Annotated in this window: 12 protein-coding genes and 1 pseudogene; 6 read left to right on the forward strand and 7 right to left on the reverse strand. The window is 72.2% G+C overall.

The genetic code is table 11. From position 1 onward, the window contains the following. Positions 1–73: 73 nt before the first annotated feature. Positions 74–3,202 (forward strand): bifunctional lysylphosphatidylglycerol synthetase/lysine--tRNA ligase LysX, encoded by a 3,129-nt coding sequence (lysX, locus tag ACTFAP_RS01030; protein WP_500467976.1) that lies wholly within the window; start codon positions 74–76, stop codon positions 3,200–3,202. 66 nt (positions 3,203–3,268) lie between these two features. Here the strand turns inward: lysX and ACTFAP_RS01035 are convergent, their stop codons facing one another. After that, a complete protein-coding gene (locus ACTFAP_RS01035; protein ID WP_500467977.1) occupies positions 3,269–4,075 on the reverse strand; it encodes an AAA-associated domain-containing protein in 807 nt (268 codons plus the stop codon). Positions 4,076–4,431: 356 nt separating this feature from the next. Between ACTFAP_RS01035 and ACTFAP_RS01040 the strand changes: the two genes are divergently transcribed. The 3 genes and pseudogenes from ACTFAP_RS01040 to ACTFAP_RS01050 form a co-directional block, all read left to right on the forward strand. Further along, complete coding sequence (locus ACTFAP_RS01040) at positions 4,432–5,427, forward strand: LacI family DNA-binding transcriptional regulator (RefSeq protein WP_500469597.1); 996 nt, start codon at positions 4,432–4,434, stop codon at positions 5,425–5,427. Between the two features lie 103 nt (positions 5,428–5,530). After that, positions 5,531–7,075 (forward strand): alpha-N-arabinofuranosidase, encoded by a 1,545-nt coding sequence (locus ACTFAP_RS01045; protein WP_500467978.1) that lies wholly within the window; start codon positions 5,531–5,533, stop codon positions 7,073–7,075. Between the two features lie 148 nt (positions 7,076–7,223). After that, positions 7,224–7,343 (forward strand): annotated as a pseudogene (locus tag ACTFAP_RS01050) (SDR family oxidoreductase); the annotation flags it as partial. Positions 7,344–7,433: 90 nt separating this feature from the next. Here the strand turns inward: ACTFAP_RS01050 and ACTFAP_RS01055 are convergent. Then, complete coding sequence (locus ACTFAP_RS01055; protein WP_500467979.1) at positions 7,434–8,666, reverse strand: PP2C family protein-serine/threonine phosphatase; 1,233 nt, start codon at positions 8,664–8,666, stop codon at positions 7,434–7,436. A 310-nt stretch (positions 8,667–8,976) separates the two neighbouring features. Here ACTFAP_RS01055 and ACTFAP_RS01060 point away from each other — a divergent pair, with 310 nt between their 5' ends. Beyond that, positions 8,977–10,224: a GTP-binding protein gene (locus ACTFAP_RS01060; protein WP_495683131.1), complete on the forward strand. Its 1,248-nt coding sequence runs from the start codon at positions 8,977–8,979 to the stop codon at positions 10,222–10,224. Between the two features lie 305 nt (positions 10,225–10,529). On the opposite strand, the gene ACTFAP_RS01065 is transcribed toward ACTFAP_RS01060, so the two are convergent. The 3 genes from ACTFAP_RS01065 to ACTFAP_RS01075 all read right to left on the reverse strand — a co-directional run bounded on the left by ACTFAP_RS01065 (position 10,530) and on the right by ACTFAP_RS01075 (position 12,043). Further along, positions 10,530–11,168 carry a hypothetical protein gene (locus ACTFAP_RS01065; protein WP_500467980.1) on the reverse strand — a complete coding sequence of 213 codons (639 nt, stop codon included), beginning with the start codon at positions 11,166–11,168 and terminating at the stop codon, positions 10,530–10,532. Continuing rightward, the gene (locus ACTFAP_RS01070) at positions 11,101–11,370 is read right to left on the reverse strand and encodes a methyltransferase domain-containing protein (RefSeq protein WP_495683133.1); all 270 of its coding nucleotides are present in this window, start codon (positions 11,368–11,370) and stop codon (positions 11,101–11,103) included. The genes ACTFAP_RS01065 and ACTFAP_RS01070 overlap by 68 nt, the downstream gene beginning before the upstream one ends. A 193-nt stretch (positions 11,371–11,563) precedes the next feature. Beyond that, a complete protein-coding gene (locus ACTFAP_RS01075) occupies positions 11,564–12,043 on the reverse strand; it encodes an HIT family protein (protein ID WP_500467981.1) in 480 nt (159 codons plus the stop codon). A gap of 223 nt (positions 12,044–12,266) precedes the next feature. On the opposite strand from ACTFAP_RS01075, the gene ACTFAP_RS01080 reads away from it, so the two are divergent. Then, positions 12,267–12,389, forward strand: coding sequence for a DUF3885 domain-containing protein (locus tag ACTFAP_RS01080; protein ID WP_495683135.1), 123 nt, complete (start codon positions 12,267–12,269; stop codon positions 12,387–12,389). A 191-nt stretch (positions 12,390–12,580) separates the two neighbouring features. Here the strand turns inward: ACTFAP_RS01080 and ACTFAP_RS01085 are convergent, their stop codons facing one another. Both ACTFAP_RS01085 and ACTFAP_RS01090 read right to left on the reverse strand, forming a co-directional pair. Beyond that, entirely contained in the window at positions 12,581–13,483 is a 903-nt protein-coding gene (locus ACTFAP_RS01085) for a TIGR03619 family F420-dependent LLM class oxidoreductase (RefSeq protein ID WP_500467982.1), read from the reverse strand. Between the two features lie 150 nt (positions 13,484–13,633). Continuing rightward, a complete protein-coding gene (locus ACTFAP_RS01090; RefSeq protein ID WP_500467983.1) occupies positions 13,634–15,004 on the reverse strand; it encodes an eCIS core domain-containing protein in 1,371 nt (456 codons plus the stop codon). Positions 15,005–15,121: the final 117 nt, after the last annotated feature.

The following is a 15,121-nucleotide window of genomic DNA, read 5'->3' on the forward strand; positions in this document are numbered from 1 at the left end:
CACGGGGAGCTGCACCCGGTCGGCCTCGCACCGCGGGGGTGGCGGGCGGTGTTCCGGCCGTACGGTGAGCGGTATGGCCGCTGGTCAGCCACGGCGTACGGGGGGCGGGTCATGGCGTCTGCGGGTGCCGGCCTGGATCGCCGCCGTGTTCACCGGGGTGGCGCTGGTGTGCGCCGTGAGCGCGCTGATCGCCGGCCCGCGCCGGTGGCTGGAGCGGGTGCGTGAGGGCATCGACGTCCTGCTGCTGCCCAGTCCGCCGAGCCTGCCGTACGCCGTCTTCCTGCTGCTGCTCGCGGCGGCCGTGGCGGCCCGCAAGCGCGTGGCCTGGTGGGTGCTGACCGGCTACACGGTGGTTCTGGTGGTCCTGGACGTCCTGCCCGTGGACCGGCATCCGGTGCTCCAGACGGTGCTCGGCACCTGCTGCGCGGTGCTGTTCCTGGTGCTGCTGCTCGTCACCCGTCCGGTGTTCCGGGCCCGGGTACGGCGCGGCGCGTTCTGGCGGGCGCTGGGGGCGCTCGTCGCGGGGCTGATCGCGGCCACCGCGGCGGGCTGGCTGCTGGTCACGGTGTGGCCCGGCACGCTGGCCGCCGGCGACCGGCCGGCCTACGCCGCCAACCGCGTCTTCTTCGGCCTGGTCGCCGACCGCTACTTCAGTGGCATGCCGCCGTGGATCACCCGTTCGCTGCTGGATCTGGTGGCCGCGCTGGCCCTGCTGAACGCCGCCGCCGTCCTCTTCCGTTCCCAGCGGGCCCGCTCCGGGCTGCACCCCGGCGACGAACTGCGGCTGCGCGCGCTGCTGGGGCGCTACGGCGCGCAGGACTCGCTGGGCTACTTCGCCACCCGCCGCGACAAGAACGTGGTCTTCTCCCCGGACGGACGGGCCGCCGTCACCTACCGGGTGGAGGCCGGGGTGTGCCTGGCCTCCGGCGATCCGGTCGGCCGCCGCGGCTCCTGGGCGGCGGCCATCGCCGCCTGGCAGGACCTGGCCCGCGACTACGCCTGGAGCCCGGCCGTGCTGGGGGCCGGGCCGGAGGCGGCCCCGGCGTACGCGCACGCCGGGCTCGGCGCCCTGCACCTGGGGGACGAGGCGATCGTGGAGCCGGCCGGCTTCGGTCTGGAGGGCCGCGACCGCAGGGCGATGCGGCAGGCCGTGGCCCGGGTACGGCGCAGCGGCGCCGTGGTGCGCGTGCGGCACCACCGGGAGCTGGGCGAGGAGGAGATGGCCGGGGTACGCGCCGATGTGGACGCCTGGCGCGGCGAAGGGATCGAACGCGGCTTCTCGATGGCCCTGGGCCGGCTGGGCGACCCGGCCGACGGCGCCTGCCTGCTGGTGGAGGCATGTCAGGGTCCGGGGGGCGGAGCCCGGCGGCTGGCGGTGCTGTCCTTCGTCCCCTGGGGGCCGGACGGCTTCTCGCTCGATGTGATGCGCCGGGATCCGCGCGGGCCCAACGGGGTCATCGAGTTCATGATCGCCGAGCTGGCCGAGCGCGGCCGGACGATGGGCATCCGGCGTCTCTCGCTCAACTTCGCGGTCTTCCGCTCGGTGTTCGAGGAGGGTGCGCGTATCGGCGCGGGACCGGTGCTGCGGCTGTGGCGCCGGCTGCTGCTGTTCGGCTCCCGCTGGTGGCAGCTGGAGGCGATGTACCGTACGAACGCCCGCTACCGGCCCGAGTGGTATCCCCGCTACCTCTGCTACGCCGAATCACGGGCGCTGGCCCGGATCGGTGTGGCCTCCGGCGTCATCGAGGGCTATGTCTGGGCACCTCCCGGGCGCCGCCGCCCCGGCAGCCATCCGCCGGCCGCCGCCGGGAACCTGCCCCCGCTGAGCGAGGAGGACCTGGCCCTGGCCAGCGGCACCGGTCCGCCGTCCCGAACGGCGTTGCGCCCGGAGGGGGAACGCGAACCCGAACCCGTACGCCTGCGGCGCGCGGCCGTCGGGCGGCTGCGGGCGGAGGGCACCGACCCCTACCCGCCGCAGGCCACCCGCACCCACACACTGGCGCAGGCCCGCGCCGCGCCGGCCGGGACGCGGGCCCAGGTCTTCGGCCGGGTCCTGGCGGTGCGGGACTTCGGCGGCCTGGCCTTCGCGCCGCTGCGGGACGCCACCGGTGACCTCCAGCTCATCCTCCGCCGGGAGTCCGGCTTCACCGCGACGGTGCGGCGCGGCGACCATGTGGAGGCCACGGGGGAACGCACCACCAGCAGGACCGGCGAGCCCTCCCTGCGGGTGTCCGGCTGGCGGCTGCTGTCCGCCGCGCTGCGTCCGCTGCCCGACCGGCCCGCCGTGCGCGCGGTTCTGATGACCCGGGCCACGGTCCTGCACACCCTGCGCGCCACCCTGGACCGGGCGGCGTACACGGAGGTGGAGACCCCGATCCTGCAGCGCGCCCCGGGCGGGGCCATGGCCAGACCGTTCACCACCTACGGCAACGCCCAGCACCGCAGGCTCGCGCTGCGGGTCGCCCCCGAGCTCTACCTCAAGCGGCTGTGCGTGGCCGGCCTGGACCGGATCTACGAGCTGGGCCGGGTGTTCCGCAACGAGGGTGTCTCGGCGCGGCACTCCCCGGAGTTCACGCTGCTGGAGGCGTACCGCACCGGAGCCGACCACGCGTCGATGCGCGTGCTCGCCCACCGGCTGGTCCAGGACGTGGTGGCCACCGCCGGGGGTGCCGCCCGGGATCTGTCGGGGCCCTGGCCGGTGCGCACCGTGTGCGGCGCGCTGTCGGAGGCCCTGGGTGAGGAGGTCACCCCGGACACCCCGGCGCGGCTGCTGCACCGCTGGTGCGCCCGCCACGGCATCCCGGCCTCCTCCGAGATGGACCGCCCGGCCCTGATCGACCTGCTGTACGCACATCTGGTGGAGGCGAGGACGGGGGCGCCGGTGTTCTACACCGGCTTCCCCGTGGAACTGTCACCGCTGGCCCGCGCCGACCGCGCCGATCCCCGGCTGGCCGAGCGCTGGGACCTGGTCGCGTACGGCATCGAGCTGGGCACCGGCTGCTCCGAACTCACCGACCCGGTCGAACAGCGCCGCCGGCTGGCCGCCCGCGGCACCCTGGACGAGGACTTCCTCGCGGCCCTGGAGCGCGGGATGGCCCCCACCGGGGGACTCGGCATCGGCGTGGACCGGCTGCTGATGCTGCTGACCGGGAAGCCGCTGCGCGGGACGCTGCCGTTCGGCGGGCATCGGGGCGCCCCGTAGGCGGGCACCGATCAACGGCCGCGTCAGGGGGTACCGCCGGATGGCCGCCCCGCACATGACGACCGGTCACTCGCCCGCGCCGCCCCTCTCGCACCATGACGGGCGCGTCGCCCGTCTCGGCCAGGCGTACGGCGCTTGCCCCGGCCACCGCAGGTCAGCCCGGGGGTTCCTCCAGGGCGAGGGTGGCGTTGTCGCTGTCGTAGTCGTACAGCTCCGCGTAGCTGCCCCAGTCGATGGCGATGCCGAGCTGGGTCCTGGCCTCCTCGGGGGGGTGAAGCCGCGGTGCAGGAGGTCCAGGAAGAAGTCCTCGCGCAGGGTGTGGCCGGGGGCGGTGCGCAGGGCCTGGGCGATCGCGTGGATGAGGGGGGCGCGGTCCAGGGCGTGGCGGGAGAAGAGTTCCTTGTCGCGCAGGATGCCGGCCGCCGTGAATTCGCGGCCGGCGGCGGTGAGTCCGATTCGGGCGCGGGCGGTGCGGGCGAGGCCGAGCAGGACGGCCGCGTCCACCAGGGGCAGCAGGTCATCGATTTCGAAGGTGAGGGCCTCGGCGATCTCGGCGAGTCCGTCCTCGCCGCCGCGCGAGGCGAGGATCTCCAGCAGGCCCGCCATGCCGCCGACCGAGGCGCGCGGCAGCGGGCTGCTGATGGGGGTCGGGGCCGGTGGTGGGGTGGCGGCGGGCTCGCCCCGGCCGGTGAGGACGTCGTACACCGCGTCCACCAGGTCCTCGAAGTGTGCGCCGTGCCGGTCACGGGGGCGGGCGAGGTCCACGGTGAACTCGGCGCGGATGCGCCCCGGGTTGTCGGAGAGCACCAGCACCCGGTCGGCGAGCAGCACCGCTTCCTCGATGTTGTGGGTGACGAGCAGGATCGCCTTCACCGGCGCGGTGTGGCCCTCCCACAGCAACGCGAGTTCGGAGCGACGGCGCGTCGAGGGCGGGGGCCAACCGCAGCACTCCGTACAGCAGGCCCAGCAGCGCGGCGGCGACCAGCGCGTCGGTACAGCGCAGCCCGGGGAGCAGCCACACCCCGTGGGTGGGGAAGCCGCGTACCCGGCCGCCTCCGCCGCCGCCGTTCGCCGTCACACAGCACAGCATCGCCGGACCCGCCCCCGGCACGGCGCAGCTCACCTACCGTGGTGCGTCGCCGGCCGTGCTCCGGGTGGGTGGGGAGGACGGTTAGGCTGTGGGGTCGCCGCAGCGGAGTGACGTGGGTGGAGGCGGAACCGTGGTCACCATGCAGGATGTCGCCCGGGCCGCCGGTGTCTCGCCGATGACCGTCTCGAACGTGGTCAACAACCGGCCGCACGTGCGCGAGGCCACGCGTGCGAAGGTGCTGGCGGCCATGGACCGGCTGGGGTACCGGGTGAACATCGCCGCCCGGAACCTGCGGGCGGGCCGCACCCAGACGATCGGGCTGGCCGTGCCCGAGGTGGATCGCCCGTACTTCGCCGAGCTGGCCGCCCGCGTCGTCCGGCACGCCCGCGCGGCGGGCTACCGGGTGGTGGTGGAGGAGACGGGCGCGCTGCGGGAGGAGGAGCTGGACGCGATCGCGTGGTCGCGCAACAGCCTGTACGACGGGCTGATCTTGAGCACGGTCGCGCTGGCGCCCGCCGACCGGGACCTGCTGCCGGTCGATTTTCCTGTGGTGATCCTGGGTGAGCGGATCTTCGACGCGCCGGTGGACCACATCGCCATGCCCAACACCGAGGGGGCCCGCGCGGCCACCGCGCATCTGATCGCGCGCGGGTGCCGCCGGATCGCCATGGTCACCGGCCCCGATCTGGAGGAGACCAACGTGTCGAGCCTGCGGTACGCGGGCTACCGCGAGGCGCTGCGGGCGGCCGGGCTGCCCGAGGACCGGCGGGGCGTCGTCCGGCTCCCCCTGCTCACCTTGGAGAGCGGCGCGGAGGCCGCCCATCGCCTGGCGCGGGCGGGCGCGGGGTACGACGGTGTCGTGGCCGTCACCGACACGGTGGCCCTGGGCGTCATCCGCGGGCTGGCCGACGCGGGGGTGGCGGTTCCCGGTGAGGTGAAGGTCGTGGGCTTCGACAACATCGGGATCGGCGGCTTCACCGTTCCGGCGCTGTCCACCATCGACCCCGACAACGACTGGATCGCCGCCCGCGCCGTCGAGTTGCTCCTGGAACGTATCCGGGGGGACGGCGTGCCGGGGCCCCGGGACGTGGTCAGCCCGTTCACCCTGATCGAGCGGGAGTCCACCCGCCAGTAGCCGGCGCGCGCCCCGTTCTTCCGCCGTCCGTTCTCTTGACAGCGTGCCGCCGACCGGGTTTTTGTATCGATACACATCACTCTTGCCTGACGGAGGGCTCATCGTGACGACCACCAGGGGAACCGCGATCGTCAACCTGGACATCGAGGGCCCCACGATCAGCCGTCATCTGTACGGGCATTTCGCCGAACACCTGGGGAACTGCATCTACGGCGGCTTCTACGTGGGCGAGGACTCCCCGATCCCGAACGAGGGCGGCATCCGGCTCGACGTGGTCCAGGCGCTCCGTGCGCTCAACATCCCCAACCTGCGCTGGCCGGGCGGGTGTTTCGCCGACGAGTACCACTGGAAGGACGGCATCGGCCCCAAGGAGAGCCGGCCCCGGATGGTGAACACCCACTGGGGCAACGTGGAGGAGAACAACCACTTCGGCACACACGAGTTCCTCGCGCTGTGCGAACTGCTGGGCACCGAGCCGTACATCAGCGGCAACGTGGGCAGCGGCACCGTCCAGGAGATGAGCGAGTGGGTGGAGTACCTCACCCGGGACGGCGACAGCCCCATGGTGCGGCTGCGCAAGGCCAACGGCCGGGAGGAGCCGTGGCGGGTACGGTTCTGGGGCATCGGCAACGAGACGTGGGGCTGTGGCGGCAACATGCGCGCCGAGTACTACGCCGACCTCGCCCGCCAGTACGCGACCTACTGCCGCGACCACGGCGACAACAAGCTCTACCGCATCGCCTCGGGGGCCTCCGACAACGATTTCGCCTGGACCGAACGGCTGATGCAGCAGATCGGCTGCTTCGGCTGCGAAGCCACCCCGAAGAACTTCTTCCAGGCCCTCTCGCTGCACTACTACACGATGGCCGGCAGCTGGGACGCGAAGGGCAGCGCGACCCAGTTCGACACCGAGGACTACTACCGCACCCTGGCCGCCGCCCGGAAGATCGACCGTCTCATCGCGGGCCACTCCACGGTGATGGACATGTACGACCCGGCCCGCACGGTCGGCCTGGTGCTGGACGAGTGGGGCACCTGGTGGGACGTGGAGCCCGGCACCAACCCCGGCTTCCTCTTCCAGCAGAACACGCTGCGCGACGCGCTGGTGGCCGGGGTGCACTTCGACATCTTCCACAAGCACGCGGAACGGCTGTTCATGGCCAACATCGCGCAGACCGTCAACGTGCTGCAGGCGATGATCCTCACCGACGGGGAGCAGCTCGTCCTGACCCCCACCTACCACGTCTTCGAGATGAACAAGGATCACCAGGACGCCACCTCTCTCCCCGTGCATCTGCGGCTGGCCGCCGGTGGCAGCCACACCCTGCCGGACGGGAAGGAACTGGAGACGCTGTCGGTGTCGGCCAGCACGAAGGACGGCACGCTGCTGGTGTCCCTGAGCAACCTGGACGCGGGCGAAGCGGCGGAGGTCACGCTGGACCTGCGCGGTGGCACGGTCGGCACCGCCACGGCCCGGCTGCTGGCGGCGGACCGGATCCAGACGTTCAACAGCCCCGAGGCGCCGGACGCGGTGGCGCCCCGTCCCTACGACGAGGGGCTGCGCGCGGACGCCGACCGGCCCAGTCTGGTGACCGTCACCCTGCCGCCGCACTCGTTCGTCACCGTGCGGGCGCCGCTCGCCGGCTGATCCTGGCCCAGGTCTTGCGCCGCGGTCGGCGACGACGGGTGAGCCGGCGTGCGGTACCGAGGGCCGCGGCGCTCGCGAAGGCGAGCGCCGCGGCGGTGATCAGCCGGGCGTCGCGGCCGCGGCGGGCGGTGCGGGGGGCCGCCGAGCTTTCGGACGGCCCGCGCAGCCCGCAGAGCTGGCCCCGGCGTACGTGTTCCTCGCCTCGCAGGACGCGTCGTTCATCACCGGCGAGATCGTCAACGCCACAGGCGGCGCCCCGCTGCCCTGAACGACCGCGGCAGCGCACGGGAGCCCGGCCGGGCGTGAGGTCGCCGGTTCGCTTCCTGTCGCCCCGGCGGGGTGCGAAGGGGCCCGTGGGTCAGAGCCGGATGACGACGAGGACGGTGTCGTCGGTGGCGCCGTCGGGTGGGAGCAGGTCACGGAGGATCGCGTCGGCGAGGCGCTCGGGGTGGGCGTCGCGGTGGCGGGTGAGGGCTTCGGAGAGGCGGGCGAACCCCACGTCGATGTCCTCGCGGCGGCGCTCGATGAGACCGTCCGTGTAGAGGACGAGGGTGTCCCCTTCGGTGAAGCCCGCCCGCTCCTGCGGCCTGGGCAGATGTTCGAGGCGGGCGCCGAGCGGGGGGTCCGTGGCCCCTTCGAGGAACTCCACGGCCCCGTGGGCGCGCAGCAGGGCGGGCGGCGGGTGACCGGCGCAGCTGTACGTGAGGACATGGCCGGCCCAGTCGACGGTGACCTGGACGACGGTGGTGTTCTCGGCGCCCTCGACCGAGCGCGCGTACAGCCCCAGCACGTCCAGGGCCTGGGCGGGGCCCTCGGCGACCCGGGAGGTGGCGCTCAGGGCGCTGCGCAGCAGGCCCATGACACCGGCGGCACGCAGCCCGTGGCCCACGACGTCGCCGACGGCCACCCCGATGCGGTCGCCCGGCAGGTCCACCAGGTCGTACCAGTCGCCGCACACGTTCAGGGCGCTGACGGCCGGCTGGTACCGCACGGCGGCACGGTGGTGCCCGATGTCGCCGGGGTCGGGCAGCATCGCCTCCTGGAGGGCGAGGGCCACCTCCCGTTCGCGGGCGTGGGCCCGGCGCAGACGCTCGTTGACCTCCTGGAGCTCTCGGGCCCGGGTGTACAGCTCGGCTTCCAGCACGCGCGTCCTGCCGCCGTCGGGGAGCCCGCCCAGCTTGATCAGCTCGGTCACCTCTTCCACCCGGTGCACCAGCAGGACCACCCGGCCGCCTGGCCCGAGCACCGGGGTGTTGACCGGGCTCCAGTACCGCTGTTCCCACACGCCGGGCCGGTCCGCGCGCTGGACGTCGTAGCGCTGGAGCGCCATGCTGTCCCGCTCCCCGGTGGCCAGCACGCGCTGGAGTGAGAGGTGCAGGTTCCGGGCGCCCTGGGCATCGGCGTTGTCCGGGCTGTCGGGGAACACGTCGAAGACGTAGCGGCCCACCAGTTGTTCGCGGGTACGTCCGGAGATCCGCAGGTACTCGTCGTTCGCGTCCGCGTAGACCAGTTCGGGGGTCAGCAGCGCCACCATGCTGGGCAGCCTCCGGAACACCGCCGTGTAGTCGATGTCGATCCCTGTGTCCGTCATGCCAGCCCGCCTCAGCACCCGCCACCGGTGATCACCACCCTAGGGACAGGACGCGGACACCGCCCCCGGGGGCGGGCGCCGGCACCGCGCCGCCCCCGGACCTTCCGCCTGGCACCGGCCGCCCCGGCGCCGTACATCACCCCGACGGTCGTCCTCCCAACGCGGGGGAGGACTCCGCCGCACGCGCGCGCCGCGTGCCCGTCGCCGGGCCACCGGCGCGGGGGCCGGCCCCGTGGCCGGACCGGCAGGCCGGTGGAGTACCGTGGACCCTATCGATAACGATAACCATCTTCAGTTGACGGAGGGTCGGATGAGCACGATGACGGGGCCGGGGCACGCGGGGCGGCTGCCGGTGACGGTGCTGTCGGGCTTTCTGGGCGCGGGGAAGACCACGCTGCTCAACCACGTGCTCGGCAACCGTGACGGCTTGCGCGTGGCGGTGATCGTCAACGACATGAGCGAGATCAACATCGACGCGGAGCTGGTGCGGGACGGCGGCGCACTCTCCCGCACCGAGGAACGCCTGGTCGAGATGACCAACGGCTGCATCTGCTGCACCCTGCGGGACGACCTGCTGGAGGAGGTCGACCGGCTGGCCCGCGCGGGCCGGTTCGACTACCTGCTGATCGAGTCGAGCGGTATCTCGGAGCCCATGCCGGTGGCCGCCACCTTCTCCTTCCCGCGCGACGACGGTGCGACGCTGGGCGAACTCGCCCGGCTGGACACGATGGTGACCGTGGTGGACGCCCTCAACTTCCTGCCGGAGCTCACTGCGGGGGACGCTCTCACCGACCGGGATCTCGCGCCGTTCGAGGGGGATGACCGCACGGTCAGCGATCTGCTCACCGATCAGATCGAGTTCGCCGACGTGATCGTCCTGAACAAGACGGACCTGGTCGGCACCGAGGAGACCCAGCAACTCGAAGCGGCTCTCCAGCGGCTCAATCCGGCGGCCAAGGTGGTACGCGCACGACACGGCCGGGTGGATCCCGCCGAGATCCTGGGCACCGGGAGGTTCGATCTGGCGAAGGCGCAGGAGTCCGCAGGCTGGCTGGCCGAGCTCAACGGGGATCACCTTCCCGAGACCGAGGAATACGGCATCTCCAGCCTGCTCTTCCGCGCCGACCGGCCCTTCCGGCCGGAACGGTTGTGGCGGCTGCTGACCGAGGACTTCGACAGCGGCGTCTTCGGCGAGGTCCTCCGCTCCAAGGGCTTCTTCTGCCTGGCCACCCGTCCCGGGATCACCGGCCTGTGGTCGCAGGCCGGGTCGGTGGCGAGGTTCGAGCCCTCGGGGGTGCGGTCACCGGGGGACACCGATTCCCGTGGCCAGGAACTGGTGTTCATCGGAACGCGCCTGGACAAGGACGCGCTGCGGGCGGCGCTGACGGCTTGCCTGCTCGACGACAGCGAATGGGCCGCGGGAGCCCGGGCGTGGGCCGGCTACGACGATCCGTTCCCGGCTTGGGAGGCGAGCGGGCCCCTTCAGCACGACCACGACCACGCTCACGACCACGGCGGCCCGGCGCCGGGCGTGGTGATCGGGGCGAAGGCCACCTGAGCACGCCGGGCACGCCCCGTGACGGGATCCTGCCCCGGCACCGTAATCGCCCCGTTGATCACGGGCTTCTGGAAGGCTGGGGAGCATGAACGCGGAGCCACGCCCACGGCGTTGCGCGCTGGACCGGAATCGGGGCCGGTCGTCGGCGGCGCGACGGGACCGGGACACGTGCGGATCACTTGTATGGCCCCACCGACGTCACCCGTCATCGCGGTGGAACCGTCCGCCGCGCTGCGTGCCGCGCTCATCGCCCGGCTGACGGCCGGCCCGGCGCGGCGGTCGACCGCCGCGCCGGGCCGCACCGCTCAGCGAACGCCCGTGACCAGCAGCATGGAGTGGACCAGGTAGTAGCCGGGTTCATCGAGCAGGTAGCTTCCGCTGCCCGGCGTCAGCAGCGCCTCGGCCAGTTCGATCTCCTTGTCGTCCATGCCGGCCTCCCGCCCCCGGTTGCGGGCAGCCTCCAGAAGCTCGGGCCACACCACCCGCTCCGGATACAGCCGCACCGTGGGATCGTCGTCGACGGGGAAGGCGACCCGGGGCAGCACGTGGACCCGCACGTTCCGCGACCCGGCGGCCACCGCCCAGGGCACGTGCCGCTCGTAGTGGGTCGGCCCGCCCCCCGGTATGCCCCGGTTCATCTCGGAGGCGGTGCGCAGCTTCTGCTGGAGCCGGGAGCACCCGGGGAGGAAGAGCGCCTGGTAGTAATTGCTGCTGAACAGCGCGAGCACACCGCCGGGCGACAGCGCCCCGGCCAGTTCCACGACCGCCGCTGCCGGGTCGGCGAAGTTCCCCGGCCAGACGACGTCGCTCGCCCAGATCCCGTCGAAGCCCTCCCCCGGGGCGGACGCTTCGGCCAGCTCCTCCAGCAGATCGCCTTCACCGCGTCTCCACGCGGGAGGCGGCTCCGCACTCCTGCGCGTGTGCGCGGGCCAGAGCCAGGGCATCGGGGTTGCGGTCCACCCCCAGGACCTGTGCCGCCGGGTCTCCGGCACGCGCCAGCGCCACCAGACCCCCGCCGGCACCGGTGCCCGCGTCCAACAGCCGGGTGCGGCCGGCGAGTTCCAGCCTCCCCACGGCCTCCTCGACCGTCGGGGCCACAAAGGCACGGTTGGCCAGCAAGTATGCGGTGATCGTGCCGGCTTGCATGTCGCGCACTATCAAGCCCCTCCGTCAAATGAAAATAATTGTCAGTGCAGTCTTCCTCTCGCTCGGGCGCCGATCCGGAGCAGGACGGTGCGACACGACTCACGCAGGCATGTCTATGGCAGCCAAGGGCTCTTGGGGTCGCCGCGAGGAGGAGCAGATCACTGCCGCCCGTTGCGCGTACGGGCCCAGGTGGTCAGCCCGTCGAACCCGACCGGTCCAGTTCGCTCGCGATCCCTTCCCGCAGCACGTCATGCCGCGGCCCCAGCCGGAACCCCTCGTCACTCCACCGGTCAGCCGGATACAGCCACACGGGCTTGTTCACCAGCTCAGCCGGCTCCCACGCGAACCGGGGCCAGACATGGGCGTGCAGGAACGGATCGGTGTTGCCCAGAATCTCCAGGTTGACCCGGCGGAAACCGGGGTCCAGACGTCGGCAGACCCGCTCAACGGCTTCCCCTAGCCGGTCCATGTCGGAGAGAAACGACAGGCGTCTCGCCTTCGGCAGGTCGGACAGCCGCTGAACACCGGGCTGGTCCACCAGGAGAACCGAGTAACCCGGCAGGAACTGCACGTCGCCGATCACCGCGAACCCCGACGCGAGACGCCGCAGCACGGTCGGGTTCTCACCTCGCAGAGCGGCCCCGATCCGATCCGTCCGCCAGTCACCCGTCATGGCCCCACGGTAGCCACACGCGACCAGGGCCCGCCCCTCGTTCCCCGGCTCAGGTGGAGCGGATCCCGGCACCCTGACCGAGGTCACGGTCGGCGGGCGGACGGTGCGCTGCCGTGCGCCGCGAGGGGCACGACCGCGGCAGACTTGGAGAGGGCCACGGTCTTCGCCCCCCCATCTCAGGTGATCACGAAGACCTTCTCCCCCTGATCCGGACCGGCCCGGAATGCGGCGCGTCCATCATCCTTATGACGGTGGCGCCGATGTCTTCCTCCCCACGTCCGGGGAACGGGACCGGCTGCGTGAACGGCATGCCGACTGGCTTTCCAGCCACCCGTGGGGCCTCTGAATGGCCCGGATCGCCGCCTCACCGGCTGACGTCCGGACCGGGCCCGCGCCTCGAAGCGCCGCATGGGGGCGATACGCAGCCGCGGCGTGGGGGCCGGACGGTGACCGGGAACGGATCCAGGTCGCGTTCCCGGTCCGCGGCACGAAGAGGCGCGGCCCGGTGCGGCACAGGTCCGCCGGGAGGGCGTGGGCTCAGCCCTTGTCCGCCCGTTGGAGAACCTCCCGTGCGTGCTCGACGGAGCCGTCGACGGTGTCCACGTCGTACATCGAGTCGACCATGAAGTGGTCAATGCCCGTCCGCTCGTGGATTTTCTTGATGGTGTCGGCCACCAGCGCCGTGCTCGTGCCCGCGTCGATGTTCACCCGCAGCACGGTGTCGATCGCCCGGGGGTCCCGGCCGTCCCGCTGGGCCAGTTCGTCCAGAAGCGCGCGCTGCTGGACGAGGCCGTCGATGTCGACGTAGCTGGGGACGGCGACCAGCGGCAGCCAGCCGTCGCCGCGCCGGGCGACGCGGCGCAGCGCGCGCTCGGACATGGCACCCAGGTAGAAGGGCGGCCGGGGTGCCCGCGCCGGCTTCAGCGGCGAGTGGTGCTCGGGCACGGAGAGCTGCGCGCCCTCGTACCGGGCCGGGTCGGTCGTCCAGATGGCGTCGAGGGCGTCGAGCAGTTCCTCCATACGGGCTCCGCGGCGCGTGAAGTCCACTCCGGCCGCCTGGTACTCCTCGGGGGACCAGCCGATCCCGAAGCCGGGCAGCAGCCGTCCGCCGCTGATCACGTCGATCGTCGTCAGTGACCGGGCGAGCTGGACGGGAGGGTAGAGCGGGGCGATCAGGACGTGGGTGCCCAGCAGTACGCGACGTGTCGCGGAGGCGGCGACACCGAGCAGAACGAAGGGGTCCGCGGAGGCGTTGAGTTCCTGCGGAATGGTGTTGCCCTGCCCGCCGTAGCCGACGACGGGCCGCACCGCCGCCAGGTTCCGGTCACCCACCCACAGGCTGGCACCACCCGCTTCCTCGATCGCGGAGGCGAACGTGGCGGCGTGGGCGATGCCGTACGCCTGGTTGTTGAACTGCGGGAGGGCGAAACCTATCTTCATGCTGTCCTTCACAGTGTGGTGCTATGGGGGGACGCTTCGGACTCCGCCACGGTGATCCTTACGGCCAGGCCATGGCGGTCCGGGCTCCGGGTGCGGTGACCCGGAGTCCCGTGCGCCGCGCTCGGAACCGCTGCGGCACAGGACGGGTGCTCAGGGGATCAGGTTGCCGAACTTGCCGATGTAGTCCTGCTTCTGCGCCTCGTCCGGCGTGGGCGGACGCGTGTCACGCATCTGGGCCTGGGAATCGATTCCCAGGACCTCTTGCTCGGTCGAGGCCATGGTGAAGATCTGGAAGCCGCTTGCCGGGACCGGGCCCCGGATCTGGATCTCCGTCACGTTGTAGAAACCGAGATCCATCGCCGACGTGGCGACGGTCGTGACCATCATGCCCACTTCGTTCCCGTCGTCGGCGCGGCTGTAGCCCTCGACGTACTGGGCCTTGTCCTTCTCCCCCATTCCGCTCGCCCCGACCAGAGCGCTCTTCGCGACCGTCTGACTGGGAGAGAAGGGGACGAAGGAGGTGTTGTGGGTGTCGAAGTCGGGCAGTCGGCCCTGCCCGAGCGGGGGTACGACGGCCTCACCGGCCACCGTGTGCCAGGTGGGGTGCCAGCGGGCGATACCGCGATAGAGGGTGAGGTTCCCGCCGTTCAGATACGTCTGCACGTAGCCGGCCATGTCGGCGGACACGGCCCCGTCGCGGACGACGTCCTCGTAGATGAAGCCGGTGCCACCCGCGGCCGTCGGGAAGGTCCAGTATTCCCGTTCCCGCGTCATGAGGACGTCCTGGCCCCTGACGTTGATCCGCTCCTGATTCGCCTGCGCCCCCCGGTTGAACAGCCCGCTGAACATGCGCTGTACGGGCGCCCCCGCCATGTCGCCGCCCGACCGGGCGGGCACACTCGACAGGTCGTTCCTCGACCGGGGCCCCCAGGCCGCCTGCCCGCCGGTGACCGCGTGCTCCGCGGCGAACGCGCTGCGGGAGCGCTGCACCGAAGGGCCGACAGGCTCCGCGTCGAGCTCGCTCGGCATGGGCTTGGACATCACCCGGGCCGAGCTGGCGTCCGCCCTGCGCTCACCGGGGTCCCCCACCTCCGAGATGCTCAGCCCATCGCCGTTGTCGACGCCGGGAACCGTGCCTTGCTGCTGGTCCAGGTAGTGCTGCAGTTCGTGGGCGACGACGGACTTGTTCTTCTCCACGCCCTTCCTGAAGACGATGTGCCGCTCGGAGGTGTAGGCCTCCGCCCCGATCTCCTGAGCCGACTGGTCCGCCTCGGCACCGGTGTGCATCACAACGCCGCTGAAATCCGCGCCGTCGTAGCGGTACTCCATCTCCTCGCGCAGCTCGGTGTCCATCGGACTCCCCGACGAATTCAGCACCTTGTGCACGGTCGACTTCCGCTGCACCGACTCGGCCGGGTCCGCCGTCTCGTGCTCCGCGTGCCCGCACCCGGCCCCGTGCCCGCGGAACTGCTGCACCGTGGCCACCACGGCCGAGTTCCTCGCGCTGCGCTGCAGAGCCATGATCCCCGTCGGAGACGGTGTCCTCGCGGCCTGCTGGGGCATCGGCTGGGGACTCCGGCTGTCGCCGGTTTTTCTCTCTCTGGGATGCATGATCACCAGTATCGATCCGCAGTCCTT

The sequence above is a fragment of the Streptomyces sp. PH9007 genome, assembly GCF_059813725.1.

What these genes read in the sequence shown, in the direction of transcription:
- lysX (WP_500467976.1), top strand. Translation starts at nt 74, where the DNA reads ATGGCCGCTGGTCAGCCACGGCGTACGGGGGGCGGGTCATGGCGTCTG.
- ACTFAP_RS01040 (WP_500469597.1), top strand. Translation starts at nt 4,432, where the DNA reads ATGCAGGATGTCGCCCGGGCCGCCGGTGTCTCGCCGATGACCGTCTCG.
- ACTFAP_RS01055 (WP_500467979.1), bottom strand. Translation starts at nt 8,666, where the DNA reads ATGACGGACACAGGGATCGACATCGACTACACGGCGGTGTTCCGGAGG.
- ACTFAP_RS01060 (WP_495683131.1), top strand. Translation starts at nt 8,977, where the DNA reads ATGAGCACGATGACGGGGCCGGGGCACGCGGGGCGGCTGCCGGTGACG.
- ACTFAP_RS01065 (WP_500467980.1), bottom strand. Translation starts at nt 11,168, where the DNA reads ATGCCCTGGCTCTGGCCCGCGCACACGCGCAGGAGTGCGGAGCCGCCT.
- ACTFAP_RS01070 (WP_495683133.1), bottom strand. Translation starts at nt 11,370, where the DNA reads ATGCAAGCCGGCACGATCACCGCATACTTGCTGGCCAACCGTGCCTTT.
- ACTFAP_RS01075 (WP_500467981.1), bottom strand. Translation starts at nt 12,043, where the DNA reads ATGACGGGTGACTGGCGGACGGATCGGATCGGGGCCGCTCTGCGAGGT.
- ACTFAP_RS01080 (WP_495683135.1), top strand. Translation starts at nt 12,267, where the DNA reads ATGCGGCGCGTCCATCATCCTTATGACGGTGGCGCCGATGTCTTCCTC.
- ACTFAP_RS01085 (WP_500467982.1), bottom strand. Translation starts at nt 13,483, where the DNA reads ATGAAGATAGGTTTCGCCCTCCCGCAGTTCAACAACCAGGCGTACGGC.
- ACTFAP_RS01090 (WP_500467983.1), bottom strand. Translation starts at nt 15,004, where the DNA reads ATGGCTCTGCAGCGCAGCGCGAGGAACTCGGCCGTGGTGGCCACGGTG.